Consider the following 26242-nt stretch of genomic DNA (forward strand, 5'->3'; position numbering starts at 1 on the left):
GTCTTCTCCTGAGCCCGGGTTGGCTTCCGCCCGGCCCGGCCTCCCCCGACGCCGACCACGCGCCCGACCCGGCCGGTGTCTACGACCAGCTCCGGGACCCGGGCCGGTGCCGGGCCGCCCTCACTCTCGTCCCGGCGGCCTCCGCCGACCCCGAGTGGCGGGTGCTGCGGGCCCTGGCCACCGCCTGTCTCGCCGTTCAGGGCCGGGGCGGGGGTTGGGCGACGGCGGCCAGGGAGTACACCGCGCTGGCCGGCAAGGTCGACACGTGCAAGGGGCGCGCCGCCTACGCCGTCCTCGGCGGGCTGCTGGAGCTGCACCGGCTGCACCCCCACGCCACCGTGCGGCTGAAGGCGTCCTCGGGGTCCGCGCCCGCGTGCGCCTACCGGATCGCCGGGGTGGACACCGAGGTGGCCCAGCCCGGTGACACCGTCGGGATCGAGCTGCCCGGCACCTACTTCGACCCCGCCGAACTGCCTAGGTTCGGGGGCGTGTCCATCGGCGGGCGCGCGCTGCCGGTGCCGCCCGTGCTGCGCTCCGTGTCGGGCGACGAGGTGGTGCTGTCGGCGGTGGTACCGGTCCTGGGTTCCTATCCGGCATCGGTCGACGTGGTCGTCCGCTACGGCAGCACCGAGGCACGTCTGAAGGACGCCTTCACGGTGGTGGCGCCCACGGTCACGGTCCCGTCACCGGGCCAGAGTTCGCAGCCGTCCGCCGGGCCCGGCTCACGGACGCCAGAGCGGGTGTTCCCGCTTCGCCCACTCCCGGCTCACCTTCCCCGTCCGTAGGCCGCTGCGGGCCTCCGGATCGCCGATCGCCATGCCGATGTGCCCGGCGATGACGATCCCGATGGTCAGCGCCAGCCAGTCGTGCACGAAGGTCGCGCTGGTGCGCCACACGATCGAGGTGAGGTGGGTGAACCACATGATCAGGCCCGTGCCGAGCATCACCAGCGTGGCACCGGCGATCCAGGACGCGTAGATCTTCTGCCCGGCGTTGAACTTCGCCGCCGGACGCGAGGAGCGGCGCTTGTCCCGGCTCACGACCGCCAGCAGCCACGTCTTGTCGTGCGGCCCGAAGCGGTTGAGGTGCCCGAGGTCGGCGCGGAAGTGCCGGGAGACCAGACCCACCAGCACGGGCACCGGCAGGGCGAGCCCGGCGCACTCGTGGACGCGCACCACCAGCTCGCGGCGGCCGACCAGTTCCGCGAACTGCGGGACGTAGAGGAAGGCCGCCGTCACCACGCACACGCCCATCAGCGCGGCGGTGGTCCGGTGCACCCACTTCTGCACCGGACCGAACCGGCGGACCTCGGTGGCCGCCGGGGTGTGCGCCTCAGCTCGTAGGGTCATCGTCGCGTCCGTTCGACTTGCCGACCCAGGCGTCCACGTCGTAGCCCCGGTGCTCCCAGTAGCCGCGCTCCACGTGCTCGGTGACGGTGATGCCGGAGAGCCACTTGGCGGACTTGTAGAAGTACATCGGCGCCACGTACAGGCGGACCGGGCCGCCGTGGGCGTGGCCGATCTCCTTGTCCTGCATGCGCAGCGCCACCAGGACGTCGGAGCGGCGCGCCTGGTCGAGGGTGAGGCTCTCGGTGTAGGCGCCGTCGAAGCAGGTGAAGTGGACCGCCCCGGCACCGGACCGCACGCCCGCCGCGTCCAGCAGGTCGGACAGCCGTACCCCTTCGAAGGGGGTGTCCGGGACCCGCCAGCCGGTGACGCACTGGACGTCCTTGACCAGCCGGGTCTGCGGCAGGGCGCGCAGGTCGTCGAGCGAGTACGTCTTCGGGCGGTCGACCAGTCCGCCGACGGTGAGGCGGTAGTTCGAGGCGTCCTTGTGCGGTACCGAGGTGGTCACCGAGTAGTAGCGGAAACCGCCGCCGTTCGGGAGCAGACCGGTCAGGCCGGTGGGGTCCTTGCCGGCGGCGGCGCCGAGGAAGCCCTCCAGGGCGCGCTGCAGGGTCGGCGCGGTCACCACGCCGAGGGCGCCCAGGCCGATGGTGCCGAGCAGGACCCGGCGGCCGACCGGAGTGCCGCGTTGCGTGGGCGGCGCCGGTTTGCCCGGCTCCTCGGGTTGTTCGGGGTTCACGTACCCATTCGAACACCCGCGGGCCCGGCCGGACCAGGAATCGCGGGTGCTCGTCAGGGTTCCGTAAGCACTTCTTACGGCGTTCTCAGAAACGCCCCGGTGCCATGCCGTCGACGCCGCCGCCGTGCTACGCCGCCTCCTGGGCCGCCTTGTCCAGCTGGAACGCCTCGTTGCCGAGGCCGATGCGGGCGTGCGCCTCGGGTGCACGCGAGCGCAGGACCAGGCCCTGGACGAGACCGACGACGAGGGCGAGGCCGACGGTGCCGGGCAGCACCCAGCTCAGCGCCGAGTCGGGGCCGGCGCCGACCAGGACGTCGAAGTCCTTGACCGTGTAGCCGGCGATCACCAGCAGGGCGACGGCGGCGAGCGCCGAGGTCACCAGCCGCCAGGCCTGCGCACCCACGGCACCGCGCCGCGCGAAGAAGACGATCACGGACACGGAGGCGGCCGCCATCAGCACGATCACTCCGAGCGCGCCGATGTTGCCGAACCAGGTGAACAGGTGCAGCACGGGCGCCGTCGGATCACCGGTGGGCTTGTCGTCGGCGACCGCGAAGACGATCACGAGCACCGCCGCGACGGCCGTCTGCAGCAGCGAGCCGGTGCCGGGAGCGCCGCTGGTGCCGGTGGTGCGGCCGAAGGCGCGCGGCAGCAGGCCCTCGCGGCCCATGGCGAAGGTGTAGCGGGCGACGACGTTGTGGAAGCTGAGCAGGGCGGCGAACATGCCGGTCACGAACAGCACGTGCAGCACGTCGGTGAAGGTTCCGCCGAGGCGGGAGTCGGTCAGCGAGAAGAGCATGCCGGCGCTCTCCTTCTGGGCCACGCCGACGACCTGGGAGGGTCCCGCAGCGACGGTCAGCGCCCAGCAGCTGACGGCGAAGAAGACGGCGACGCCGCCGACCGCGAGGAACATCACGCGCGGCACCAGGATGTGCGGCCTGCTGGTCTCCTCCGCGTACACGGGGGCCTGCTCGAAGCCGACGAAGGCCGCGATGCAGAAGCACAGGGCGGTGCCGACGCCCGCGCCGCTGAGGGTGTCCGGGTTGAAGGCGTGCAGCGACAGGCCCTGCTTCGCCGGGTCGGCCACCGCCGCGACGTCGAAGATCACCACAAGGATCACCTCGACGATCAGCAGCACTCCCAGCACCCGCGCGTTGAGGTCGATCTTCAGCCAGCCGAGCGCGCCGACGACCGCCAGCGCCACCAGCGCCGGTATCCACCAGGCGATGTCCACGTGGGCGTAGGTGGAGAACAGCCCGGAGACCTCGAAGCCGAAGATGCCGTAGATGCCGACCTGGAGCGCGTTGTAGGCGACCAGGGCCACCAGGGCGGCGCCCGCGCCGGCGGTGCCGCCGAGGCCGCGGGAGATGTAGGCGTAGAAGGCGCCCGCGTTGTGGACGTGCCGGCTCATCTCGGCGTATCCGACGCTGAAGAGGATCAGCACCACGCCGAGCACGACGAACAGCAGCGGCTGGCCGACGATCCCCATCACCGCGAATGTGGTGGGCATGACACCCGCGACCACCATGAGGGGGGCGGTCGCGGCGAGCACGGACAGCAGCAGACCGCCCGTGCCGAGGCGGTCGGCCCGCAACGCGCGCTCCTGGCCCTTGAAGGTGCTGATGCCGGCGGCGGGTCTGCTCGCGCTGGATTTCTCGGTGGCCATGGAGGGACCGTCCTCGGGGTCGGTGTCGGGTCTGTCACGCCGTGCCGAGCGCGGCGGTGCGCGCGGCACGGAAGGCGGGGTACGGATCGCGGTCCGGGTAGGACCAGGGCGCGGCGGTGGCGTGTTCGCCGATCCGGTGGAAGAGGGCGGCGGCCTCCGCGCCCCGGCCCTCGCAGACCTTGGCGTGGGCCAGGAAGTTCAGGTCGACCAGCCGGCGCGGGTGGCCCTCGTGCTCCCACTCCAGCCACCAGTCGAAGGCGGCCTTCATGACCTGCCGGGCCCGGCGTCCGGTCCAGTGGCGGGAGGCGGCGGGGTTGGCGGGTTCATGGCCGTGGGCGGCGAGGACGCGGTAGCGCTCGGCGTGCGCGATGACCGGCAGGACGGCGAGCGGGGAGTCGGCGGGGGCCTGCTCGGCGGCCCAGTTGGCGAAGTCGTAGACCTCGTGCAGCGGGTCGGGGCCGGACTCGGCGTGGCGTTCGGCGAGGCGGGCGACCATCAGGTGGTGGGCGTGGTGGTGGTCGGCGTACCGGGCGCGGATCTGGCCGAAGATCCGCTCGGTCTCGTCCCAGGCCTGCTCCAGCAGGAGGAGTCCGAGCCAGGGGGTGGGGTCGGCGGGCAGCAGGCGCGCGGCGCGCCGACAGGCCTCGCGGGCCTGGTCCGGCTGCTCCTTGCCGTGTAGGGCGCGCTCGACCAGGGCCAGCGCGAGAAGCAGGGCCCCGTCACCGGAATCGGGTTCGGCGAGCAGCCAGTCCCGGGCCCAGGCGGCGGCGTGCCGCTCCTGAGCGAGCACGACCACCCGGTGGCCGCGCCGGTCCCAGTCGTCCCCCGTGTGCACGAGCAGCGACCGCGCCACCTGCCACCGCCCCTGCGCCAGAGCGGCCCGGGCGGCGACGAGCTCGCCGTCGTCGAGAGCCGCGTCCATGACCTGGGCCGCACGTTTGCGGGCCCGGCCGAGGGGCGGTGGGGGTGGAGTCACCTCGGGTTTCCTCACGCGGCACGGTCGGCGTAGGGCTGCGGACTGCCTTCGACTGATCACGCACAGCAAACCGGCAGCCAATGGTTTACGTCAAGGGTGGACGGGACCTTACACGCGTCAACTTCCGTTGCCCGTGTGGTAGTTGAGATCCGGACATCCGCCGCGCGGACGCGGGCCGGGTCCGGGGTGTGGCGTACGCCATGGCGACCGCCCCCGTTCGCCCCGCACCATGGCCGGACGGCCGTGTCACCGCCCTCGACCACCCCTTGATCGACGGCGCGAAGTGACGGGTCGACCGCCCGAATACGGGTACTCCCAGGGGCACGCCGGGCACTGGGACGCTACAGTCACCCAAACGCCCCCGTAGCCCGGCCCAATGATCGAGGTACGCAGCGTGTCGGTTCTGGTTCTGGTTCTCGCCGTGAGCGCGGCATGCTGCCTGGGCTTCGGCTTCGTGCTCCAGCAGAACGCGGCACAGCACGCGCCCCTGGGCGACTTCCTCTCGCCCCGGCTGCTCCTGGACCTGATGCGGGTGCCGCGCTGGCTGGGCGGCATCGGGCTGATGGTGGTCGGCATGGTGCTCGGCGCCGTCGCGCTGAGCGAGGGCGAGATCTCCCTGGTCGAGCCGCTCCTCGCCACCAACCTGCTGTTCGCGCTGGCCCTCTCCCGCCGCCAGACCCGGCAGCCGCTCGGCCGTCAGGGCTGGACCGGACTCGCGCTGCTCGCGGGCGGCGTCACGGCCTTCATCGTCGCGGGCCAGCCACGCGGAGGCAGCGCGCTCACCGACCCCTTCCGGCACTGGCTGATCATCGGCGCCATGCTCGGGCTGGCCCTGCTCCTGACGACGTACGCCAAGCGTTCCCGGCTGAGCGCCGCCCCCGTGCTGCTGGCTCTCGCCGCGGGCGTCCTCTACGGCGTCCAGGACGCCCTCACCCGGATCAGCGGCCAGCGCTTCTCCGAGGGCGGCTTCACCGAGCTGTTCACCACCTGGCAGCCGTACGGCGTGGCCGCGCTCGGCGTCACGGGCCTGATCCTGGTCCAGAGCGCCTTCGAGACGGCGCCCCTGCGGATGTCCCTGCCCGCCCTCACCGCCGCCCAGCCGCTGGCCGGCATCCTGTGCGGGGTCGGCTTCCTGGGCGACCGGCTGCGCACCGACACCGGCGCCCTGGCCTGGGAGGCGGCGGGCCTCGCGGCGATCGTCGGCGGCATCGTCCTGCTCGGCCTGCACCCCTGCATGCCGACCGGCACGGCCAAGCCCGAACGAATCCGGGACCTGCAGACGAACTGACGCCGGCCTGTTCGCCCCGGCCCGTTCCGCGCTGCCGGACCAGGCAGCGGCCTCGGCCGTCAGGGCTGGACTCGGCTGCCGATGGCCTGCCGACAGGGCTGCCCGTGGCGAGCCGAGCGGAGTGGGGACCTGCCGCCGGACCGGCTGCGGCCTGGTTGGATGGCTGTATGACGAACCCGGCAGACGAGATCCTCGACATCGTCGACGAGCACGACCAGGTCATCGGCCAGTCGCCGCGCGGCGAGGCGTACGCCAAGGGGCTGCGGCACCGTTGCGTGTTCATCCAGGCCCGGGACGCCGAGGGCCGCGTCTTCGTCCACCGCCGCACCCGGACCAAGCTGGTCTTCCCCTCCCTGTACGACATGTTCGTCGGCGGTGTGGTCGGCGCGGGCGAGACCTACGACGAGGCCGCCCTGCGCGAGGCCGAGGAGGAACTGGGCGTCACGGGCCTGCCCGCCCCACAATTCCTCTTCAAGTTCCTGTACGACGACGGCGCCGGCCGCACCTGGTGGTCGGCGGTGTACGAGGTCGGTTGCGAGCTGCCGGTCCGCCCCCAGGTCGAGGAGGTCGCCTGGCACGACTTCCTGCCGGAGGCCGAGGTGGAGCGGCGGCTCACGGACTGGGAGTGGGTGCCGGACGGGCTGGCCGCGTTCGAACGCCTGAAGGCGCACCGGATAAAGTCCTCGACGTGATCGACTTCGCACGAAACGTCCGGCTCTGGTTCGCCCCCGAGCAGGTCCGAGAGGAAGGCCACACCCCCGACTACCGGTTCTCCCTGGCCAACGAGCGCACGTTCCTGGCCTGGCTGCGCACCGCCCTCGCGCTGATCGGCGGCGGCTTCGCGGTGGACCAGTTCCTCCCCGACCTGCGCTGGGCCTGGCGCGTCGGACTGGCGCTCGCCCTGCTGGGCGCCGGTGTGCTGTGCTCACTGCGCGCGGTCAACCACTGGATGCGTTGCGAGCGGGCCATGCGCCGGGGCGAGGACCTCCCGGTCTCCCGCTTCCCGGCACTGCTCAGCGTGGTCGTCGCGATCGTGGCCGTCGCGATGGTCGTCGTGGTCCTGGTCGGGTGGGAGGGATGAGCCCGCCCAAGACTCGTGACCCCGGCCTGCAGCCGGAACGGACCCGCCTCGCGTGGCGTCGTACGACCCTGGCGAGCACGGTGGCCGCCGTACTGGCCGTGAAGACGGCACTGCACGGCGGCGTCTCGGCGGTCGGCATCGTCGCCTGCGCCCTGTGCTGCGTCCTCTGGCTGACCTTCCTCCTCCTGGCCCACCACCGCATCCGCGCCCTCGCGGCGCCCGCGACCCCCGTCGTCCTGGCCCCCCGCCACGCCACGGCTGCCATCCTGTGCACGGTGGCCATGGCGGCGTGCGGGGCGGCGCTGGTGCTCTGAACGTGGGGAGCGCGCTCCCGTGCGGGCTTCGGCCCAGGGTGGCACCGGTCACTTCGGGTCCTGGCACTGGACGACATACCGACCAGTCGGCATGATGGGGCGAGTCCCTTTCACGCGCCCGCGAAGGAGCACCGATGAGCCCCGATCATCCGCCAGGTCTCGATCTCGACCGGCTGCGCTCCCTGCTGGAGCGCGAGCGGCCCGGTCTGGTGCAGGGCCCGCTGACCGGCCGGCTGATCGAGGGCGGACGCTCGAACCTGACGTACGCGCTCTCGGACGGCACCTCGAAGTGGGTCGTACGGCGGCCTCCGCTGGGCCATGTCCTGGCCACCGCGCACGACATGAAGCGTGAGCACCGGGTCATCAGCGCGCTGCACCCGACTCAGGTGCCGGTGCCGCGGCCGGTGCTGCTGTGCGAGGACGAGGACGTGCTGGGGGCGCCCTTCTACGTCATGGAGTTCGTCGACGGCACCCCGTACCGCACCGCCGGCCAGCTGGCCCCGCTGGGCCCCGAGCGGACCCGGGGCGCGGTGCTGTCCCTGGTGGACACGCTGGTCGAGCTGCACGCGGTGGACCCCGCCGAGGTGGGCCTCGCGGACTTCGGCCGCCCCGAGGGCTTCCTGGACCGCCAACTGCGCCGCTGGGGCAAGCAGTTGGACGCCTCCCGCAACCGCGACCTGCCCGGCATCGACGAGCTGCACGCCGAGCTCGGCCGCCGCCTGCCGACCTCGCCCGCACCGACCGTCGTCCACGGCGACTACCGCCTGGACAACGTTCTGATCGGAGCGGACGACAAGATCAAGGCCATCCTGGACTGGGAGATGTCCACGCTCGGCGATCCGCTCACCGACCTCGGCCTGCTGGTGATGTACAGCCTGCCGCTCGGCACGCCCGACTCCCCCGTCTCCACGACCGCCGAGGCCCCCGGCCACCCGGCCCCCGCCGAGCTGGTCGAACGGTACGCGGCCCGCTCCGGGCGGGACGTGTCGGCCGTCTCCTGGTACACGGCGTTCGCCTGGTTCAAGCTCGCCGTGATCCTCGAGGGCATCCACTACCGCTACACGCTGGGCCAGACGGTCGGCCAGGGCTTCGACCGCATCGGGAGCCTGGTCCCCGTCTTCATCGAGCACGGTCTGACGACCCTTCAGGAAGGCTGATCGCCCATGGACTTCGCGTTCGACGCGCGCACCGAGGAACTGCGCGCCAAGCTGCTCGCCTTCATGGACGAGTACGTCTACCCGGCCGAGGCGGTGGTGGAGGAGCAGCGCGCCGCGCTCGCGTCCCCGTGGGACACCCCGGCCGTCGTCGAGGAGCTGAAGGCCGAGGCGCGCAGGCAGGGACTGTGGAACCTCTTCCTCCCCGACGGCGAGTACGGTGCCGGGCTCACCAACCTCCAGTACGCCCCGCTCGCCGAAATCACCGGCCGCAGCCCGCAGTTGGCGCCCACCGCCCTCAACTGCGCGGCGCCGGACACCGGGAACATGGAGGTGCTCGCTCAGTTCGGCGACGAGCAGAAGAAGAAGCAGTGGCTCGAGCCGCTGCTGGCCGGTGAGATCCGCTCGGCGTTCGCGATGACGGAGCCGGAGGTGGCCTCCTCCGACGCCACCAACATCACCACGCACATCCGGCGCGAGGGCGACGAGTACGTCATCACCGGGCGCAAGTGGTACATCTCCGGGGCGATGAACCCCGACTGCAAGATCTTCATCGTGATGGGCAAGACGGACCCGGACGGCCCCGACATCCGCCGCCAGCAGTCCATGGTCCTGGTCCCCCGGGACACCCCGGGTGTCACCGTCAAGCGCGCGATGCAGGTCTTCGGCTACGAGGACCACTATCACGGCGGCCACGCCGAGGTGGTCTTCGACCAGGCGCGTGTGCCGGTCACCAACCTGATCGGCGAGGAGGGCGGCGGCTTCGCCATCGCGCAGGCCCGCCTCGGCCCCGGCCGGATCCACCACTGCATGCGGCTGATCGGCATGGCCGAGCGCGCCATCGAGCTGATGTGCCGCAGGGCCGTCTCCCGCACCGCCTTCGGCAAGGCACTGGCCCAGCAGGGCGTCGTGCAGAACTGGATCGCCGACGCGCGCGTGGCCGTCGAGCAGCTGCGCCTGCTGGTGCTGAAGACGGCCTGGATGATGGACACCGTCGGCAACAAGGGCGCCCACGCCGAGATCCAGGCCATCAAGATCGCCACCCCCCGCACGGTCGTCGACATCATCGACCGCGCGATCCAGCTGCACGGCGCGGGCGGCGTCAGCCAGGACTTCCCGCTCGCCGAGCTGTACGCCGGCGCCCGCACCCTGATGCTGGCGGACGGCCCGGACGAGGTGCACCAGCGCTCGCTGGCCCGCCGGGAGCTGAAGAAGTACCTGTGATTCCGTGATTCAGGGGGTCCGCTAAGGACGCAGAGCCCGTAGGAGGAGGTCGGCCAGGTGGTCGGCGACCTCCTGCGGGCTCATCGGTCCGTCGGGGCGGTACCAGGTCGACAGGTGGTGGACGGAACCGAAGTGGTAGTCCACCACCAGGTCGGCCGGCGTGGCCCGGGAGAAGACCCCGGCCTGCTGCCCCTCCTCGATGAGCGCACGGAAGCGCTCGTGGTAGCGCCGCCGCTCGGCGCGCACCTGCTTGTTCTTCTCCGGGCTCAGATGGTGCATGGAGCGGAAGAAGATCATCGCGTCGTCGAGGTTCTCGATGGTCGTGACGACCACGTCCGCCGCCGCGCCCCGCAGCCGCTTCTCGATCGGCTCGTCGGCGTTCGCGAAGGCGTCGAGACGCTCCTGCTGGACGCGCAGCATGCGCGCGTACACCTCGTGCAGGAGGTCGTCCTTGGAGCCGAAGTAGTGGTACAGCGCACCCTTGGTGACGCCGGCCGCCTCGACGATCTCCTGCACGGAGGTGCGGTCGTAGCCCTGCTCGGCGAAGAGCCGGGTGGCGGCGGCCAGCAGCCGCTGCGGGACGGGCGTACCGTCTCCGTCCGTCGTCCTGGGCACTGTGCCGCCACCTGCCTTCCGGGCAATTCTGCCGTGTTCCGGTGTTCTATTCGCTTGCTTGCCTGCGGGAACGAAGCTCCCGACGGAGGATCTTCCCACTCGCCGTCTTCGGCAAGTCGGGCAGGATCTCCACCTGCCGCGGGTACTTGTAGGCGGCCAGTCTCTCCTTGCAGTACACCGCGAGTTCGTCCGGGTCCGTCTCGGCGCCCGGACGCAGGCTGATGTACGCCTTGACGGTCTCGCCACGGTACCCGTCGGGCACCCCGACCACGGCCGCCTCGCGCACCGCCGGATGCGTGTACAGCACGTCCTCGACCTCGCGCGGCCACACCTTGAAGCCGGACGCGTTGATCATGTCCTTCTTGCGGTCGACGACGTAGAGCCAGCCCTGCTCGTCCATGAACCCGATGTCGCCGGTGCGCAGTTCCCCGTCCGGGAAGGTCTCGGCGGTCGCGTCGGGGCGGCGCCAGTAGCCCGGCACGACCTGCGGCCCGCGCACGAGGATCTCCCCCTGCTCGCCGAAGGGCACCTCGCGCCCCTGGTCGTCCACGATCCGTACGACGGTCTCCGGCCCCGGCAGGCCCACGGCCAGCGTCCCGGACACCGGGTCGACCGGCGCCTCCAGACCGGGCGGCACGGAGGCGCAGGGCGCGGTGCACTCGGTCAGCCCGTAGCCGTTGCGGATGTACGGCCCGAATCCCGCCCGGAACTTCTCGACCAGTGCCGGCGGCACGGGCGCGCCCCCGCTGGAGATGTTGACGAAGGACGAGAAGTGGTCCGGCGTGCAGTCCGGGTGCGCGGCCAGCGCCATGAACGCCGTAGACGGCCCCACGGTGTAGTGCGGCCGATGCTCGGCGAACGCCTCCAGCACGACCCCCGCCTCGAAGCGGTACGTCAGCACGAGCGTCCCGGCGCTGTTGAGGCAGGCGCCGAGCTGGCACACCATCCCGGTGATGTGGAACAGCGGGGCGAGGGCGTAGTACACGGGTGCGTCCGGCAGGGCGAGCCCGGTCCGCTGCCGCTCGGCGTTGTACATGATGTTGCCGTGCGTGTTGGTGGCGCCCTTGGGCGTGCCGCTGGTCCCCGAGGTGTAGCTGATCAGCGCGATGTCCAAGGGGCCGAGGTCCCGTCCGTCCGGCGCCTTGTGCCCCGCGCGCGCCACGGCCACCAGGTCCTCGGCGTCACCGGCCTGCGGCAGCCGCTCGAAGCCCAGCACGCGCGCGTCGTCACGCGTCTGGAAGTCCAGCTCGCACCCGGTCAGCACGATCCGCACCGGCGAGTCGGCGGCCGTCTGGCGCAGATACGACTCCCAGGCGCGGTCGGAGCACACGAGGGCCGCCACCTCGCCGTCCCGCAGGACGTGCGCGACCTCCCCCGACTTGTACATGGGGTTGACGGGCACCACGATCGCCCCCGCCTTCCACGCCCCGAGGAGAGCGAGCACGAAGTGCGGGGAGTTCTGCAGCAGGATCGCCACCCGGTCGCCGCGCTCCAGCCCCTGGGCGGCCAGATACCCGGCCACCGAGTCGCTGAGCTCGTCGACCTCGCGGTAGCTGATCCGTCCGTCGAAGTAGGCGAGGAAGTCACGGTCGGGCGCCTCGGCGACGGACCGCCGCAGGGCGTGCACCAACGAGTCGACCGGCTCGACGGGCGCCCGCTGGGCGTCGTTCAGCAGCGCCACCCACGGCTTGTCCGCGTAACGCGACCCGCTCATCGCACCTCCTCCCACTTCTGCTGGATGTGGTTCATGTTGGTCAGCCACTGGTCGGGGTTGGTGGCCCTGGCCCGGTAGTACCCGGCGACCTCGGGGTGCGGCAGGATCAGGAACCGGTCCTCCTCGATCCCCTTGAACAGCGCGTCCGCCACGTCCGCCGGTTCGATCGCGGTCGGCTGCAGCACCAGGTCCCCGGCGCTCCCGGTGGCGGACAGCATGTCGGTGCGCACCCCCTGGGGACAGATGGCGTGCACCTTGATCCCCCGGTGCCGGTAGGTGAGCGACAGCCACTCGGCGAAGGCGTAGGCCCCGTGCTTGGTGACGCTGTAAGAGGGCGCCCCGATCATGGTCAGCAGCCCGGCGGCGGACACGGTGGAGACGAATCGGCCCGCTCCGCGCTCCAGCCACCCCGGAAGCAACGCTTCGGCGGCCCGCACATGCGCCATGACGTTGACGTCCCAGGCGGTCGCCCAGGACTTCTCGTCGGCGGACAGCCCCTGGGCACCGTCCTCGAAGGCGACCCCGGCGTTGGCGCAGTAGACGTCGACGACCCCGCCGAGGGCGTCCCGTGCGTCGCCGACGACGGAGGAGGCGTCACCGGGCACCGCGATCCCGCCGATCTCGTCGGCGACCGCCTTGGCCCGGTCCCCGTCCAGGTCGTTGACGACGACCCGGGCCCCTTCGGCGGCGAACCTCCGGGCCAGCGCGGCCCCGATCCCCCCTCCGGCGCCCGTCACAACCACACCGGCACCCTGAACGGCTTCCACCATCGGTCTCCTTCGACTGCGGCTCTGGTGACGCCCAGACTAACCGGTCGGTATGTATCGAGGAAGGGGCGACCGCCACCCCCTCAGGGGCCGCGGCTGTGTCGATGTGCGGCTCCGCCGCGCGGGCGCGACAAGCCACGAACAACCGCAAGCTTCCTCCCGACCAGCCGGAGTCATACCGTGCCCCCCATGCGCCTATCCAGACGAGCATTCCTCGCAGCGACAACGGCAGCAACACCCCTCACCACCGCACGCCCCGCCTCGCTGGCCGCCCGCCACAGACAGCTCCGTACCGGGTTCGAGAACCTCGCGGCAACCGGCTACGCCCCCCTGAAAAACCAATCCGTCGGCATCGTCACCAACCCCACCGGTGTAACCAGAGACGTCCGTCACATCGTCGACGTCATGCACGAGGACCCCCGCGTCAACCTCACCGCGGTCTTCGGCCCGGAACACGGCTTCCGCGGCACCGTCCAGGCCGGCGGCTCGGAAGGCCGCTACGACGACCCGGCGACCGGCCTCCCGGTCTACGACACCTACCTCAAGAGCGGCGGGGAACTGGCCGACATCTTCACGGCGTCCGGCGTCGACACCGTCGTCCTCGACATCCAGGACGTCGGCGCCCGTTTCTACACATACATCTGGACGCTCTACGACTGCATGGAGGCGGCCCAGCTCGCCGGCAAGCGCGTCGTCGTCCTCGACCGCCCGAACCCGGTCACCGGACGGTCCGCCCAGGGCCCGGTCCTGCACAAGGAGTTCGCGACCTTCGTCGGCCGCCGGCCCGTTTCCCAGGCGCACGGCATGACGGTCGCCGAGCTGGCGCGGCTGTTCAACGGGGAGTTCCTGACGACTCCCGTGCCCCTGGAGACCGTACTGATGACGGGGTGGAAGCGCTCGGAGTTCTACGACGCCTCCGCGCTCCCCTGGGTGCCGCCCAGCCCGAACATGCCGACGCCCGACACCGCGCTGGTGTACTCGGGCACCTGCATGTTCGAGGGCACCAACCTCTCCGAGGGCCGCGGCACCACCCGCCCCTTCGAACTGCTCGGAGCCGACGGGATCGACGGCCGCTGGGCCACCGCCGCGAACGAACTCGCCCTTCCCGGTGTGCACTTCAGGGAGGCGTACTTCGCACCGACGTTCTCGAAGTTCCAGGGCAGGACCATCGGCGGCGTCCAGATCCATGTCCACGACCGTGCCGCCTACGACCCCGTACGGACCGGCGTCGCGCTGCTGGTGACCGCGAAGAAGGTGTGGAGCGGCTTCGCCTGGCGTTCCGACACCTGGATCGACAAGCTCACGGGCTCCACGCACGTGCGGACCGCGATCGACGCCGGTGCCGGCACCGACGAGGTGGTGGCCGGCTGGCAGGACGAACTCGCCGCGTTCCGGCGGACCCGAAGCAAGTACCTTCTCTACACATGAGTCCATAGAACCGAGTCACGCCGTATGGCCAATCCTGTCCCTCCGCAGGACGATGCGCCCACAGCGCACCGCTACGGGGGACGAGGGGGCCGTGATGGCACAGGCGACGATGAGCGTGACTCCGTACTGGGAACTGACCTTCGACGCGGACGGGGACGTCGACGCGCGGGAACGGGACCGGCTGCTCACCGAGGTGACGGGGAGCGGCGTGCGCGACCTGATCGTCTTCGCGCACGGCTGGAACAACGACCGCTCGGGCGCGACCAGGCTCTACCGCCACTTCTTCGCGCCCGTCCCGCACCTCGCGCCGCAGGCGAGGATCGGGTACGTCGGGGTCGTCTGGCCGTCGATGCGTTTCTGCGACGAGCCGATCCCCGACTTCCCGAAGTCCGTGGTGGCCACGGAGGCGGAGACGGCACCCGGGGACGCGCTGGACAAGGACACCCGGCACGCGCTGCTGGAAACGTTCCCCGGCCGGGCCACGGTCGTCGACCAGATCACGCGGATGCTGGAGCAGCGGCCCGCGAACGGAGTGGCGGAGTTCGGGCGGCTGGTGCGGCTGCTGGTGGAGGTCCTACCGGGCGGGCCGCAGCCGCTGTTCGCGGCGGACACCCTCGCGGAGGGCGTCCCGCAGAGCGAACCGGTGCTGTTCACCGGGGACACCGAGACGCTGTGCTGCGACTTCGCGCAGGCACTGGCCTCGCTCCGGCCCGGTGCCGGGGCGGAGGGCTTCACGCTGCCGAATCCCTGGGACGGGGCGAAGGAACTGCTGCGGCAGGCGACGTACTACGCGATGAAGCGGCGCGCTGGGACGGTCGGCGAGCGCGGCCTCGGGCCGGTCGTCGGGCGGCTGGCCGCCGCCGCGCCCGACGTGCGGGTGCATCTGGTCGGACACAGCTTCGGCGGACGGCTGGTGTCGTTCGCCCTGGGCGGGCTGCCCGAGGGGGTGCGGACGGTGAAGTCGGTGACACTGCTCCAAGGGGCCTTCTCGCACTACGCGTTCGCGGCCCGGCTGCCGTTCGACGCGCACGCGGGAGGGGTGCTGCAGGGCCGGCAGAACCTGATCGACGGTCCCCTGGTGTGCTGCTACTCGCACTTCGACTCGGCGCTCGGGACGCTGTATCCGCTGGCCTCCCGGATGGCGGGCGACGCGGAGGGCCTCGTCGAGGGGCTCGGCCTGGGGTCGGCGCTGGGCGCCAAGTGGGGAGCGATGGGGCACGACGGAGTGCAGGCGGTGCCCGGTACGCGCGCGTACACGCTGTCGGACGCGCTGGCCGCCACGCTGCCCGCCTCGGGGTGCGTCAACATCGACGCCGCCGAGGTGGTCAGGCGCGGCGACCCGCCGTGCGGGGCGCACAGCGACATCGTGCACCCCGAGTTGGCGCGAGTGGTGCTGGCGGCGGGCCGCATCCGCTGACCCGCCGCCAGTGCTATGTCACACAGCACTCACCGTCGCACCGGTTCTCACCGGTTCTCACCGGTTCTCACCGGTTCTCACCGGTGCGAGGTGTACTCCACCACCTGCTGGAAGGTGGGCCGGTTCTGCCAGCTGATGTTGTAGTGCTTGATGCCGCCCAGGGTGCGCTGGACGATCGAGTCGGCGCACCACTGGTCGCCCGCCGAGCACAGCGAGTCCCCGGGGTAGACGGTCGACGCGGACAGGCCGGCCGCCGTCTTCAGGGTGCTGATCAGGACGTCCCGGCAGCCGCTCACGGTGCCGTCGCCGCAGAACTTCTGCGTCAGGCCGCCCTGCACCGACTGGCCGAGCACCGCCCGGATGTCCTTGTCGACATAACTCCACCAGCCGTACTGGAAGGAGCTTCCCGCGTGTGAGCCGGTGGGCCCGTGCGCGGCCGACGGGGACTCGTCGATGGGCAGGTTGTTGGTGATGTCGGTGTACAGGTCGCTGCCGAGGCCGGGCTGGAACTCCGCCTTCACCAGCAGCGGCCACCAGGCATCCAGGATGCGGATGGCGTCGGCGTTGGCGTAGGTCTTGGAGCCGGCCGAGGTCTCCGTGCGCTTGCCGCCCGCGGTGACCCACGCCTGGAGCTTGCTCACCGCGGCGGCGGCCGTGGAGTCGGTCACCGTGCTGCTGTTGATGACCTTGAGCAGCTTCGGCAGCACGTCCTCGGCGCGCAGGTCGGTCAGGGCCGCGTCGGCCATGGCCTGCACCAGCTTGGTGCGGGTCACCCCGCCGGCCGCGACCAGCTTCTTGACGCGGTCCTCCAGCAGGTTGCCGCGGTGCACGGAGCCGTCACCCCAGCTGGCCGTCGTGTAGTTGAGGGCCTGTTTGTTGTTCCAGGAGATGTAGTAGTCCTGGTCGACGGAGTTGGGGTGCTGGGACGCGGGCGTGTAGTCGGCGGTGTTGGTGGTCGGGTTCCAGTTCTGCCACTCGTAGGCGGCCTGTCCCCACACCGGGAACTCGGGGTCGACGCCGCTCGGGCGCACCGGGTTGTCACCGCTGTTGTAGTACGCGGTGTGCTGGGAGTCGGCGTAGAACCAGTTGAAGGTGTAGTTGATGTGCTGCGCGGCGGCCTGGAAGTCCGCCGGTCCCTTCACGTAGTCGGGGTCGTTGAGCATCTGGAAGCCGATGATCGAGTCGGCCTCGTGCATGTAGGAGGAGCGCAGGGTGGTGTAGGCGACCTTCTTGCCGCCGACGGTCGCCCGGTACTCCACGGGTCCGTACTTCGTCTTCCACACCCGCATGGTGTACGACCCCGCGGCCGTGCCGTCGGCCGTGGTCGGCTTCCAGGAGTTGGCCTGTTCGACCTTGTCCATGGCGGTGCAGGTGCCGTGGTAGAGGTAGTGGTAGTCGTCCTGGCACAGCTCGACGGCGTAGGTGTCGATGATGTCCTGGCCGGAAGTGGTCGCGGACCACGAGTAGTCCTGGCCGCGGCCGAGTTCGACGTACATGCTCAGGCCGGCGAAGGAGGCGCCGCGGGCGCTGATGCCGGGGCCCTGGATCTCCTGGAGCATGAGCAGCTGCGGGGCGAAGTAGCCGGTCTGCGGTCCGAAGACGGCGATGGGGTGGCCGCTGGCCGTGTACTTCCCGCTGACCACCAGGGCGTTGGACATACCGCGCTTGGCGGAGGAGAGGGCGGTCGCGGTGGCGGCCTGGGAGGCGGCGCTCGCGCTCTGACTGGCACCCGTGCCGGTGGCGTCGTAGACCAGCGGCTCGGTGGTCACCGAACCGGCGTCGGGCAGGGCCTCACCCTGGGCGGTGGCCGGCTTGGTGCCGTACGGGAAGCTCTCGCCGTTGTGGACGGTGAGCACGGCCTCGGGGTCGTTGCGCTCGCGGAACGCCTCCCAGACCTTGGTGCCCTGCTCCACGCCGTACTTGGACTGGGCGGCGAGCAGGGAGATCGCGTTGTTGACCTCACCGCCGCCGCCGGAGCCGAACAGCGCGCCGATCACGGAGGCCAGCGCGACCAGGTCGGTCAGCTTGAAGTGGTCGATCGTACCGGCGTTGGTGATCGAGTCCTTGTGGCCGGTGAGGACGTACTCGCCCGGGAAGTAGCGGCCCGAGTCGGAGGCGTCGATGTAGGAGTTGATGCCTGCGATGTAGGCGTTGGCGTCCGCGAGGGCCTGCTGTCCACGGGCGCCCGCGTTGGCGACGGCGTTGTCGATCTGTGCCTGCAGGTCGGCCTCGCTGTACGGGGCGTTGCGGTAGAACTCCTGCTCCAGGCCCTGGTTGGAGGCGGCGCCGCCCGCGAAGGTGGTCAGCTGGCCGCGGCCCACGTGCCGGAAGACGTCCATCAGCCACAGCCGGTCCTCAGCGGCGGCATACCCGGCGCCGAACTCGGTGCCGTATCTGGTGGTACCGGTGATGTGCGGTACGCCCGTCTTCTTGTCGCGGACGATCGTCACATCGGTGCGGCCCGCCGGCTTCTCCGTGGAGGCGACTTGATCGGAAGCGACCCCGAACGACGCGTCGTTGAAGAACGTGTTGATCTTCGCGTCCGTCAGACCCGAGTACCCGGTGGCCAGGTTGGCGTAGGGGCCGAGCTGGTCCTCGGCGTGGTCGGGCTGGGAGCCGAAGGCCTGGTTGAGGAGGATCTGCGCGAGGGTCGCGTTGCCGTTCTCACCGGGCGGCAGGATGTCGGAACACTGGCCGCCGCAGTAGTCGTTGGAGGCCGCGGCCGAGGCCGGGGCCTGGGCCAGTGGGGACAAAAGACCTGCAATCAGGACGCATATGGATGCGGACTTCAGGAACCCGGTGAGTCTGCCGGGAGTTCTCAGTCTGTCGAGGGTGGTGCGCACGGTACGCCGAGGCATGGCAGCTCCTGCCGACGAGGGGTGTGCCGGGACGTTACCGCCGGTATCCCCGGGATTGAAGATGAACAATCGTCAAGTTTTGGAAGTCGGTGCGTCGGCTTATGGAGGTCATCGGAAATCGGATGGAGCCGAATCGTGTGTCGATACGTCTATTCGGCGACGTCGTGCGAAGTGGTGCGAAGTCGGGTGACGCCGGATGACTCCGGATGAAGTCACGCGACGTCCGTGTACGACGACGCCGAAGTGACCGAAGTACAGGTGCAGGTGTGACGGAGGTGCAGGGCGATGGCCGGTTTCCGGAGTCTGGCGAGACAGGTCCGCGACCCGCGGTGCGATCTGGCACTGCGGCGGTACTCACTGCGCAAGTGCCTTGAGCGGTTCGCTCCTTACGGGCACAGGGCGACCTGGGACCATTTGTGCTCCCGGGCAGGGTTCGGTCCCGAGGACCGCTCCCCCGACCCAGCGCGGCTCGTGGCCGCACTGGAGGAACTGGAGGAGGCGCGTTCGGTATGGCTGGCCTACGAGGTCGAGTTCGCCGAGCGGCGCCGCAAGGAGAAGCACGACGGGCTGCGCAGGCCGGGCAGTGTGGACGACTGGCACCGGCTGACCTGGGGCGGCTTCGGAGTGGCGTGGTGCGACGACCCGCGGGTTCACCCCCGTGAGCCGCTGGCCGAGGTACTGCGCCGACTGATCTCCGCGCTGGAGCGCGAACCGGGAGCGGAGTGCCCGGTCTGCGGCACGGAGCGGCTGATCTGGACCTACGACCTGGACCACGAACCCTCTTCGGGTCCGGTCTGCACTCACTGCGGAATCCTGGTGCCACGGCCCGTACTCAAGCCCGAGGCCCTGGCGGACGCGAGGCGCGGAAGGCTGCTGGTGTCGGCCTAGTACGGCGGGGGTGCGCCGGGGATGCCGCACCCCCTGTTTTCCACAAGCGCCGCGTTGTCCACAGGCGGGGCCGGCTCACGCACCGGTGTCGGTGGCGGCTGGCAGGCTTGAGGCATGGTGCAGGTGTGTCTCAACGGACCGCGGGGAGCGGCCGACGGCGCGATGGTTCCACTGACTCCGGAGGCGATGGCCGAGTCGGCGGCACGGGCGGTCGCGGCCGGGGCCACGGACGTCCACGTCCACCCCAAGACCCCGTGCGGACGGGACTCGTTGTCGCCCCGGGTGCTCGCGCCGACGCTGGAGGCGATACGGGCGCGGGTGTCCGTGCCGGTCGGGGTGACCACGGGCGCCTGGGCTGAACCGGATCCCGCGGCGCGGCTCGCCCGGATCCGGGAGTGGACGGTGCTTCCGGACCACGCCTCGGTCAACTGGCACGAGGAGGGCGCGGAGGACGTCGCCACCGCGCTGATCGAGCGTGGCGTGGGTGTCGAGGCGGGCGTCTGGTCGGGCACGGACGGCGCCGCCCGATTCGCCCGCTCGCCCCTCGGCCCACGGGTGTCGCGCGTGCTCGCCGAGGTGACGGACACCTCGCCGGACACCGCCGAGGCGAGCGCCCACGCCCTCCTGGCCGACCTGGGCCGGGCCTTCGGCCGCCCCGTCCTTCTGCACGGCGAGGACGGCGGGGCCTGGCCGGTGCTGCGACTGGCGGGGCGGCTGGGGCTGCCGACCCGTATCGGCCTGGAGGACACCCTGCTGCTCCCGGACGGCGAACGAGCCCTGTCCAACGCCCAGTTGGTGGCGGAGGGACTGAGCCAGTACGGCGGCGCGCGACGGTAGCACCCGTAAATCCGCTCGCTCCACCCTTTTCCCGTCCGGACAGTTGGGAGGCGATGAAACCGAACTGAGCGCCCCAGGAACCGAGGAGTCCCATGTCGACGCTGCGCGTCACCGCCGAAGTGCTGACCGTCCACGAACACCCCAACGCCGACGCTCTCGAACTGGCCCAGGTGGGTCTGTACCGGGCGGTCGTGGCCAAGGGCGCGTACCGCACCGGCGAGGCGGCCGTGTACATCCCCGAGCAGGCCGTACTGCCGGCCGCTCTGATCGAGGAGCTGGGGCTGACCGGGCGGCTGGCGGGTCCGGGCTCCGACCGGGTGAAGGCGGTCCGGCTGCGCGGGGAGCTGTCGCAGGGCATCGTGTGCCGGCCGAAGGCGCTGGCGGACGTCGATCTCGAGCGGGCCGCCGTGGAGGGCACCGACTTCGCGGAGACGCTCGGCATCACCAAGTGGGTACCGCCCGTCCCGCCCACGATGAGCGGCGAGGTCGAGTCCGCGCCCGATCTGCTGCCCTGGGTGGACATCGAGAACCTCCAGCGGTTTCCGGACATCTTCACACCGGGCGAGGATGTGGTCCTGACCGAGAAGCTGCACGGTTCGGCCTGCCTGCTGACGTATCTCGCCGACACGGGCCGGGTGCACGTGTCGTCCAAGGGGTTCGGCGCCAAGTCCCTCGCCCTGAGGGAGGATCCGCGCAACCTGTACTGGCGTGCCGTGCGCGGGCACGGTGTCGCCGAGGCCGCGGCGCGGCTGGCCGGGCGGCTGGGGGCGCGCCGGGTCGGGATCTTCGGCGAGGTGTACGGGGCGGGGGTCCAGGACCTCACCTACGGCGCCGACGGGCGACGCGAGAGCCTCGGGTACGCCGTCTTCGACGTGTCCGCGGAGATCGACGGCACCGTGCGCTGGCTGGACGCGGCCGATCTGCTGGGCGGGGAACTGCCGTTGGTGCCCCGGCTGCACGAGGGGCCGTACGACATCGACCGGGTGCTGGAGATCGCGAGCGGGCGGGAGACCGTGTCGGGGCGCGGGCTGCACCTGCGCGAGGGGGTCGTGATCCGGCCCGCCGTGGAGCGGTACAGCCCGGTGACCGGGGGGCGGGCGATCGCGAAGGCGGTCAGCCCTGCCTATCTGACCAGGAAGGGCGGGACGGAGTACGAGTGAGGGTGCACCGCCCCTCGCGGGGCGGCGCGGCTCTACTGTCGCCGCCCCTGTCGGCTCCCCCGCCGCTCCACCATGAGCCGCGACCCGGTCAGGCGGTCGCCGAAGACGTCGTCCGGGTTGGACAGGACGCAGGTGTCCAGGGAGAGGCAGCCACAGCCGATGCAGTCGGTGAGATGGTCGCGCAGACGGTTGAGCTGGCTGATGCGCTGGTCGAGTTCGGAGCGCCAGGCCTCCGAGAGACGGGCCCAGTCCTCGCGGGTGGGGGTGCGTTCCTCGGGGAGTTCGGCGAGGGCCTCGCGGATCGTGGCGAGGGGGATGCCGACGCGCTGGGCGGCGCGCACGAAGGCGACGCGGCGCAGGGTGTCGCGGTGGTACCGGCGCTGGTTGCCGGCGGTGCGCCGGCTGGTGATCAGGCCCTTGGACTCGTAGAAGTGCAGGGCGGAGACGGCGGCGCCGCTGCGCGCGGCGAGCTGGCCGACCGTGAGCTCGTGGATCTTCTCTGGAATCTGGGGCACTCATCGAACCCTACCCACCCCGTCCGGCCACGATCCGTTGACATGGGGTCCCGACCCGACCATGCTAAGCAGTTGCTTAGACAATTTCGCGGGACATCAGCGGTGTGGACACAGAGGCACACAGGAAGGCCGGGACATGGCAGAGCCGAGGATCTTCTCCTCCGCCGACGAACTGAAGGCGGCGGTGGGCGAGCAGCTGGGGTACAGCGACTGGCTGGAGATCGACCAGAAGCGGATCGATCTGTTCGCGGACGCGACCGGCGACCACCAGTGGATCCACGTGGACCCGGACAAGGCCGCGGCGGGGCCCTTCGGCACGACCATCGCGCACGGCTATCTCACCCTCTCGCTGCTCCCGCTCTTCGGGCCGCAGCTGATCAAGGTCGAGGGCGTGAAGATGGGCGTCAACTACGGCACCAACAAGGTCCGCTTCCCCGCCCCCGTCCCGGTCGGCTCCCGGCTTCGCGCGACGGCGACGATCAGCAAGGTCGAGGACGTGCCGGGCGGCGTCCAGGTGTCCGTCGCCTTCACCGTGGAGCGCGAGGGCGCGGACAAGCCGGTGTGCGTCGCGGAGTCGGTGTCCCGGTACTACGTCTAGCGGGGGCTACTTCGAGGCCCCGACCATCCGCAGCACGAGGTCGGCGTAGAGCGCGCCGACCTCGTCGGGCGTCCAGGGGCCGTCGATGCTGAACCAGCGGGCCACGTCGACGCAGAGCGAGAGCACCGCGAGGGTGGTGCCCTTGACGTCGAGCACGTCGAACTCCCCGGACGCGATGCCGTCCTCCAGGATCCCGCGCACCTCGGCGTCGCACTGCCGGCGCAGTGCGACGATCTCGGCGCGGGCGTCCGGCCCGAGCGAGTCGAGTTCGTACTGCACGACCCGTGCGGTGGTACGGCCGCCCGCGTGCCAGCGGACGAAGGAGCTGACGGCGTCGGCGAGCCGCTCGGCCGCGGTGCCCTCGCGCCGGGACGCCGTCCGCAGGATCTCCAGCGCCTTGGTGTGGCCGATCCGGCTGATGCGGTGGAGCAGCTCTTCCTTGGTCTTGTAGTGGATGTAGAGCGCTGCCGGGCTCATACCGGCCCGGCCCGCGATGTCACGGGTCGTCGTGGCGTGGTACCCGCGCTCGGCGAAGGCCTCCACGGCGGCGACCAGCAGCCGCCGGGCCGCGTCGGGCGTGACCTCGCCCCACGGCGCCACTTCGCCGCCCGCCGTCTCCTCCGCCGTACTCATCGCTCGCTCGCCCCTCTCGCCGACATGAGCTCCCACCATACCGCCGAAGGTGAGCGAGCGCTTAGCGTGCCCGTTCAGCGCGGTCCGGCCGGTCAGAGCTTCTCGAACGGGTGGAAGGCGCGCTCGGTCGCCTCCTGCCGGTCGCGGATGACCTTGGCGAGGGTGAAGGCGGAGGTCACGAGGTACAGGACGGCGATGCCCAGGAAGGCCCGGACCCAGGCGTCCGCGTTCAGTTTGAAGATGCCGATGGCGGTGGCGACCATGGCGACCGCGAAGGAGGCGACGGCCTGGCCGTAGAAGGCGGCCGTGTTCTGCTGCTTGCCCGGTGTGTCACTCATGGGGACAAGCGTCGGCGGATGTGGCCGGTCCCACATCCGCCGAAGTACCTAGGGAGTACTCAGAACTGAGGGCGGTTCAGAAAGCGGAGACGCCCGTCAGCGCGCGCCCGATGAGCAGCTTCTGGATCTGGCTGGTCCCCTCGTACAGGGTCATCACACGGGCGTCCCGCAGCAGCTTGCCCGCCGGGTACTCGTCGATGTAGCCGTAGCCGCCGAAGACCTGCAGCGCGTTGTTGGCGGCGCGCACGGCGGCCTCGGAGGCGAACAGCTTCGCCTTGGAGGACTCGACGGCGAAGGGCTGCCCTCGGTCGATCAGGTCGGCGACCCGCCAGGTCAGCAGCCGGGCCGCGTCCACGTCGACGGCGATGTCGCTGATCAGCTCCTGGACGAGCTGGTGATGGGCGATGGAGCGGCCGAACTGCTCGCGCTCACCGGCGTACCGCACGGCGGCGTCCAGCGCGGCCTGGGCTATGCCCACGCATCCGGCGGCCACCGACATCCGCCCCTTGGCGAGGGCCGACATGGCGACCGAGAACCCCTTGCCCTCCTCGCCGAGCATCGCGGAGGCGGGCACGCGGACGCCCTCCAGGACGAGTTCGGCGGTCGCCTGGCCGCGCAGGCCGAGCTTGCCGTGGATGGTGCGGCGGGTCAGACCGGGGGTGTCGGCCGGGACGAGGAAGGCGGAGACCCCCTTGTGGCCGGGCGCGTCCGTGGAGCGGGCGAACAGCAGCACCACGTCGGCCCAGGTGCCGTTGGTGATGAACATCTTGGTGCCGTCGATGACGTAGTCGTCGCCGTCACGCACGGCGCGCGTGGTCAGGTTCCCGGCGTCGGAGCCGGTGGCGGGCTCGGTGAGGCCGAAGCAGCCGACGTACTCGCCGGCGGTGAGTCCCGGCAGCCACCGCCGCTTCTGCTCCTCGCTCCCCCAGGCGGCGATGGTCTTCGCCACCAGCCCGAGCGAGACGGACACGATCCCGCGCACGGACGAGTCGCCCCGACCCAGCTCCTCCGTCACGAGGCAGTAGACGAGGTGGTCGCCGCCGGAGCCGCCGTACTCCTCGTCCACGGTCAGGCCGAGGAAGCCGACCTCGCCGAGCTTCTTCACCACGGCCCGGTCGACCTCCTCGGCCCGGTCCCAGTCGACTGCATGCGGAGCGATCTCACGGGCGACGAAGTCCCGGGCCAGCTGCCGTACGGCCGTCTGCTCCTCGCTCAGCCCCAGGTTCACCACGGGATCACCCCACTTGAAATCCGTACCTTTGAAATCCGCACATTTAAATTAGCACTGCTAGTTTCTGTTCGCAGCCCTACTATGTGCGCCATGGCCCGACCGCGCAAGCCCCTGCTGAGCACCGACCGGATCGTCGAGGCGGCACGCGCGCTCGTGGACGCGGAGGGCCTGGCGGCCGTCTCCACCCGGCGGCTCGCGGCGGAGCTCGGGGTCAGCGGGCCCTCGCTCTACAACCACTTCCGCACCAAGGACGAGATCCTCGAAGCGGTCGCCGACTCGGTGAGCGCGCAGGTCGACCTGTCGATGTTCGAGGACGGCCGCGACTGGCGGACCGCGCTGCACGACTGGGCCGTCTCCTACCGGGACGCCCTGCGCGACCACCCCAACATCGTCCCGGTCCTCGCGACCGGCCCCGGCCGCCGCCCGGCCGGGCTCCGGCTGGCGGACGCGGTGTACGGCGCGATGGTCGACGCAGGCTGGCCTCCGGCCCAGGCGACGTCGATCGGCGCGCTGATGCGGTACTTCATCATGGGCTCGGCGCTCGGCTCCTTCGCCGGCGGTTTCGTGGACGACGCGACCGCCTACGACCCCGCCGACTACCCCCACCTCGGGCAGGCCCACCTCCTCGCCGAGCAGCAGGAGAAGATCGACGAGCGGGCCTTCGAGACGGGCCTGACGGCGCTGCTGGACGGACTTTCCCAGCAGTACGAGCAGGTACGGCGGACGGTGTAGCGACCTTTCGGCGGGCGCCGAAGTGTCCGTACCCCATCCTGGGACCCATGACCACGAGGGATCCCCAGGCACCGCGGCTGGCCCGGCTCGCCGGGCTGATCGCCGACGAGACACGGGCCGCGTGTCTGCTCGCGCTGCTGGACGGACGGGCGTGGACCGCGGGTGAGCTGGCCCGGCACGCCGGGGTCGCCCCGTCGACGCTCAGCGAACACCTCGGCAAGCTCGTCGCGGGCGGCCTGCTGACGGAGGAACGCCAGGGCCGGCACCGGTACGTCCGTCTCGCGGACGCGCGGGTCGCCCACCTGGTGGAGGACCTGGCGGCACAGGTACCGCCGGGAGACGCCGTACGGCCGCGGGGGCTTCGGGCGTCGAGCGCGGGGTCCGCGATGGCGCGGGGGCGGACCTGTTACGACCATCTGGCGGGGCGGCTCGGGATCGCGGTGACCGACGGGCTGACCGCGCGGGGGCTGTTGCGCCAGGACACGGGGTTCGCCCTCACGGATGCGGGGGTCGACTGGTTCGGCGGTGTGGGTATCACGCTGGATCGCGGGGGTCGGCGTCCTCTGGCCCGGGCCTGCCTGGACTGGACGGAACGTCGGCCGCACCTGGCCGGTGTGGCCGGGGCGGCGCTGTGCCGGCATGCGTTCTCGGTGGGGTGGTGCGTGCGGATCGGTACCGAACGGGCGGTGAAGGTGACGGATGCCGGTGAGCGGGCCCTGGGGG

27 protein-coding genes are annotated in these 26242 nt (G+C 71.2%); 15 read left to right on the forward strand and 12 right to left on the reverse strand.

The features are described 5' to 3' along the window. On the forward strand, window positions 1-785 hold a 785-nt coding region (locus GRC12_RS21330), incomplete at its 5' end, for a hypothetical protein (protein ID WP_208780972.1). Here the strand turns inward: GRC12_RS21330 and GRC12_RS21335 are convergent. The 4 genes from GRC12_RS21335 to GRC12_RS21350 form a co-directional block, all read right to left on the reverse strand. Then, complete coding sequence (locus GRC12_RS21335) at window positions 723-1349, reverse strand: cytochrome b/b6 domain-containing protein (protein WP_208780973.1); 627 nt, start codon at window positions 1347-1349, stop codon at window positions 723-725. The two genes, GRC12_RS21330 and GRC12_RS21335, sit on opposite strands and share 63 nt — an antisense overlap. Beyond that, on the reverse strand, window positions 1333-2085 hold the full coding sequence (locus GRC12_RS21340) for a molybdopterin-dependent oxidoreductase (RefSeq protein WP_208780974.1): 753 nt from the start codon (window positions 2083-2085) through the stop codon (window positions 1333-1335). The genes GRC12_RS21335 and GRC12_RS21340 overlap by 17 nt, the downstream gene beginning before the upstream one ends. A 127-nt stretch (window positions 2086-2212) precedes the next feature. After that, the gene (locus GRC12_RS21345; RefSeq protein WP_208780975.1) at window positions 2213-3751 is read right to left on the reverse strand and encodes an APC family permease; all 1539 of its coding nucleotides are present in this window, start codon (window positions 3749-3751) and stop codon (window positions 2213-2215) included. 34 nt (window positions 3752-3785) lie between these two features. Further along, on the reverse strand, window positions 3786-4727 hold the full coding sequence (locus GRC12_RS21350) for a hypothetical protein (protein WP_208780976.1): 942 nt from the start codon (window positions 4725-4727) through the stop codon (window positions 3786-3788). 394 nt (window positions 4728-5121) lie between these two features. Here GRC12_RS21350 and GRC12_RS21355 point away from each other — a divergent pair, with 394 nt between their 5' ends. From GRC12_RS21355 to GRC12_RS21380, 6 genes are all read left to right on the forward strand, one after another. Then, complete coding sequence (locus GRC12_RS21355) at window positions 5122-6015, forward strand: DMT family transporter (RefSeq protein WP_308286594.1); 894 nt, start codon at window positions 5122-5124, stop codon at window positions 6013-6015. 167 nt (window positions 6016-6182) lie between these two features. After that, a complete protein-coding gene (locus GRC12_RS21360; RefSeq protein WP_208780978.1) occupies window positions 6183-6707 on the forward strand; it encodes an NUDIX hydrolase in 525 nt (174 codons plus the stop codon). Next, entirely contained in the window at window positions 6704-7096 is a 393-nt protein-coding gene (locus GRC12_RS21365) for a YidH family protein (RefSeq protein WP_208780979.1), read from the forward strand. Before GRC12_RS21360 ends, GRC12_RS21365 begins: the two co-directional genes overlap by 4 nt. Continuing rightward, a complete protein-coding gene (locus tag GRC12_RS21370) occupies window positions 7093-7410 on the forward strand; it encodes a DUF202 domain-containing protein (protein ID WP_208780980.1) in 318 nt (105 codons plus the stop codon). The genes GRC12_RS21365 and GRC12_RS21370 overlap by 4 nt, the downstream gene beginning before the upstream one ends. A gap of 134 nt (window positions 7411-7544) precedes the next feature. After that, window positions 7545-8567 carry a phosphotransferase family protein gene (locus GRC12_RS21375; RefSeq protein WP_208780981.1) on the forward strand — a complete coding sequence of 341 codons (1023 nt, stop codon included), beginning with the start codon at window positions 7545-7547 and terminating at the stop codon, window positions 8565-8567. A 6-nt stretch (window positions 8568-8573) separates the two neighbouring features. Continuing rightward, entirely contained in the window at window positions 8574-9788 is a 1215-nt protein-coding gene (locus GRC12_RS21380; RefSeq protein WP_208780982.1) for an acyl-CoA dehydrogenase family protein, read from the forward strand. Window positions 9789-9809: 21 nt separating this feature from the next. Here GRC12_RS21380 and GRC12_RS21385 read toward each other — a convergent pair whose 3' ends face one another. The 3 genes from GRC12_RS21385 to GRC12_RS21395 are packed head-to-tail and all read right to left on the reverse strand — an operon-like array spanning window position 9810 to window position 12887. Continuing rightward, window positions 9810-10403, reverse strand: a complete 594-nt coding sequence (locus GRC12_RS21385; RefSeq protein ID WP_208780983.1) for a TetR/AcrR family transcriptional regulator — start codon at window positions 10401-10403, stop codon at window positions 9810-9812. A gap of 46 nt (window positions 10404-10449) precedes the next feature. Beyond that, window positions 10450-12117, reverse strand: coding sequence for a class I adenylate-forming enzyme family protein (locus GRC12_RS21390; protein ID WP_208780984.1), 1668 nt, complete (start codon window positions 12115-12117; stop codon window positions 10450-10452). After that, window positions 12114-12887, reverse strand: a complete 774-nt coding sequence (locus GRC12_RS21395; protein WP_208780985.1) for an SDR family oxidoreductase — start codon at window positions 12885-12887, stop codon at window positions 12114-12116. The genes GRC12_RS21390 and GRC12_RS21395 overlap by 4 nt, the downstream gene beginning before the upstream one ends. A gap of 186 nt (window positions 12888-13073) precedes the next feature. Here GRC12_RS21395 and GRC12_RS21400 point away from each other — a divergent pair, with 186 nt between their 5' ends. Beyond that, the gene (locus GRC12_RS21400; protein ID WP_208780986.1) at window positions 13074-14312 is read left to right on the forward strand and encodes an exo-beta-N-acetylmuramidase NamZ family protein; all 1239 of its coding nucleotides are present in this window, start codon (window positions 13074-13076) and stop codon (window positions 14310-14312) included. A 94-nt stretch (window positions 14313-14406) separates the two neighbouring features. Then, window positions 14407-15729 carry a serine-threonine protein kinase gene (locus tag GRC12_RS21405; protein WP_208780987.1) on the forward strand — a complete coding sequence of 441 codons (1323 nt, stop codon included), beginning with the start codon at window positions 14407-14409 and terminating at the stop codon, window positions 15727-15729. A 77-nt stretch (window positions 15730-15806) separates the two neighbouring features. Here the strand turns inward: GRC12_RS21405 and GRC12_RS21410 are convergent, their stop codons facing one another. After that, window positions 15807-18587: a penicillin acylase family protein gene (locus GRC12_RS21410; RefSeq protein ID WP_208780988.1), complete on the reverse strand. Its 2781-nt coding sequence runs from the start codon at window positions 18585-18587 to the stop codon at window positions 15807-15809. Between the two features lie 285 nt (window positions 18588-18872). Between GRC12_RS21410 and GRC12_RS21415 the strand changes: the two genes are divergently transcribed. The 3 genes from GRC12_RS21415 to GRC12_RS21425 all read left to right on the forward strand — a co-directional run bounded on the left by GRC12_RS21415 (window position 18873) and on the right by GRC12_RS21425 (window position 21472). Next, window positions 18873-19475 (forward strand): hypothetical protein, encoded by a 603-nt coding sequence (locus GRC12_RS21415; protein ID WP_208780989.1) that lies wholly within the window; start codon window positions 18873-18875, stop codon window positions 19473-19475. A 114-nt stretch (window positions 19476-19589) separates the two neighbouring features. After that, the gene (locus GRC12_RS21420; RefSeq protein ID WP_208780990.1) at window positions 19590-20312 is read left to right on the forward strand and encodes a 3-keto-5-aminohexanoate cleavage protein; all 723 of its coding nucleotides are present in this window, start codon (window positions 19590-19592) and stop codon (window positions 20310-20312) included. Window positions 20313-20404: 92 nt separating this feature from the next. Then, a complete protein-coding gene (locus GRC12_RS21425) occupies window positions 20405-21472 on the forward strand; it encodes an RNA ligase (ATP) (RefSeq protein ID WP_208780991.1) in 1068 nt (355 codons plus the stop codon). A 32-nt stretch (window positions 21473-21504) separates the two neighbouring features. Here the strand turns inward: GRC12_RS21425 and soxR are convergent, their stop codons facing one another. Beyond that, complete coding sequence (gene soxR / locus GRC12_RS21430; RefSeq protein ID WP_208780992.1) at window positions 21505-21987, reverse strand: redox-sensitive transcriptional activator SoxR; 483 nt, start codon at window positions 21985-21987, stop codon at window positions 21505-21507. Between the two features lie 136 nt (window positions 21988-22123). Here soxR and GRC12_RS21435 point away from each other — a divergent pair, with 136 nt between their 5' ends. Next, on the forward strand, window positions 22124-22585 hold the full coding sequence (locus GRC12_RS21435; RefSeq protein WP_208780993.1) for a MaoC family dehydratase: 462 nt from the start codon (window positions 22124-22126) through the stop codon (window positions 22583-22585). Window positions 22586-22591: 6 nt separating this feature from the next. Here GRC12_RS21435 and GRC12_RS21440 read toward each other — a convergent pair whose 3' ends face one another. The 3 genes from GRC12_RS21440 to GRC12_RS21450 all read right to left on the reverse strand — a co-directional run bounded on the left by GRC12_RS21440 (window position 22592) and on the right by GRC12_RS21450 (window position 24784). Next, a complete protein-coding gene (locus GRC12_RS21440) occupies window positions 22592-23218 on the reverse strand; it encodes a TetR/AcrR family transcriptional regulator (protein WP_208780994.1) in 627 nt (208 codons plus the stop codon). A gap of 92 nt (window positions 23219-23310) precedes the next feature. Then, window positions 23311-23556 (reverse strand): YiaA/YiaB family inner membrane protein, encoded by a 246-nt coding sequence (locus GRC12_RS21445; RefSeq protein ID WP_208780995.1) that lies wholly within the window; start codon window positions 23554-23556, stop codon window positions 23311-23313. 76 nt (window positions 23557-23632) lie between these two features. Further along, window positions 23633-24784, reverse strand: a complete 1152-nt coding sequence (locus GRC12_RS21450; protein WP_208780998.1) for an acyl-CoA dehydrogenase family protein — start codon at window positions 24782-24784, stop codon at window positions 23633-23635. A 93-nt stretch (window positions 24785-24877) separates the two neighbouring features. On the opposite strand from GRC12_RS21450, the gene GRC12_RS21455 reads away from it, so the two are divergent. Beyond that, the gene (locus tag GRC12_RS21455; protein WP_208780996.1) at window positions 24878-25519 is read left to right on the forward strand and encodes a TetR/AcrR family transcriptional regulator; all 642 of its coding nucleotides are present in this window, start codon (window positions 24878-24880) and stop codon (window positions 25517-25519) included. A 47-nt stretch (window positions 25520-25566) separates the two neighbouring features. Further along, a partial coding sequence (locus tag GRC12_RS21460) for an ArsR/SmtB family transcription factor (protein WP_208780997.1) occupies window positions 25567-26242 on the forward strand: 676 nt, incomplete at its 3' end.

It is taken from the genome of Streptomyces griseorubiginosus (genome assembly GCF_017614965.1).
GTDB classification, from domain to species: Bacteria; Actinomycetota; Actinomycetes; order Streptomycetales; family Streptomycetaceae; genus Streptomyces; species Streptomyces griseorubiginosus_B.